Here is a 759-nt window from a genome sequence, read left to right as displayed (position 1 = left end):
CCCCACGGGTGCGCATGATCGTGCTCCTGTCGTTGAGGACCCGGCTAGGCTGGCGGGGTTGCCTTACTGGTTAGCAGAATGAATCACCGATACGCGAGCGAACGTGAAGCGACTGCTGCTGCAAAACGTCTGCGACCTGAGCAACAACATGAATGGTCTTCGGTTTCCGTGTTTCGTAAAGTCTGGAAACGCGGAAGTCAGCGCCCTGCACCATTATGTTCCGGATCTGCATCGCAGGATGCTGCTGGCTACCCTGTGGAACACCTACATCTGTATTAACGAAGCGCTGGCATTGACCCTGAGTGATTTTTCTCTGGTCCCGCCGCATCCATACCGCCAGTTGTTTACCCTCACAACGTTCCAGTAACCGGGCATGTTCATCATCAGTAACCCGTATCGTGAGCATCCTCTCTCGTTTCATCGGTATCATTACCCCCATGAACAGAAATCCCCCTTACACGGAGGCATCAGTGACCAAACAGGAAAAAACCGCCCTTAACATGGCCCGCTTTATCAGAAGCCAGACATTAACGCTTCTGGAGAAACTCAACGAGCTGGACGCGGATGAACAGGCAGACATCTGTGAATCGCTTCACGACCACGCTGATGAGCTTTACCGCAGCTGCCTCGCGCGTTTCGGTGATGACGGTGAAAACCTCTGACACATGCAGCTCCCGGAGACGGTCACAGCTTGTCTGTAAGCGGATGCCGGGAGCAGACAAGCCCGTCAGGGCGCGTCAGCGGGTGTTGGCGGGTGTC

Annotated in this window: 2 protein-coding genes; one reads left to right on the top strand and one right to left on the bottom strand. The window is 55.1% G+C overall.

Features of this window, described 5'->3' with window-relative positions; all coding sequences use genetic code 11:
- Window positions 1-70: 70 nt before the first annotated feature.
- Entirely contained in the window at window positions 71-406 is a 336-nt protein-coding gene (locus C3488_RS42835; protein WP_081450183.1) for a hypothetical protein, read from the bottom strand.
- 64 nt (window positions 407-470) lie between these two features.
- Between C3488_RS42835 and C3488_RS39730 the strand changes: the two genes are divergently transcribed.
- The gene (locus tag C3488_RS39730) at window positions 471-662 is read left to right on the top strand and encodes a Rop family plasmid primer RNA-binding protein (protein WP_000165985.1); all 192 of its coding nucleotides are present in this window, start codon (window positions 471-473) and stop codon (window positions 660-662) included.
- Window positions 663-759 lie beyond the last annotated feature (97 nt).

It is taken from the genome of Streptomyces sp. Ru72, assembly GCF_002920635.1.
In the GTDB taxonomy this organism is placed as follows: Bacteria; Actinomycetota; Actinomycetes; order Streptomycetales; family Streptomycetaceae; genus Streptomyces.
This window is presented reverse-complemented; position numbering and strand designations above follow the sequence as displayed.

Coding starts and splice junctions, on each gene's coding strand:
- C3488_RS42835 (WP_081450183.1), bottom strand. CDS start 406: ATGCTCACGATACGGGTTACTGATGATGAACATGCCCGGTTACTGGAA.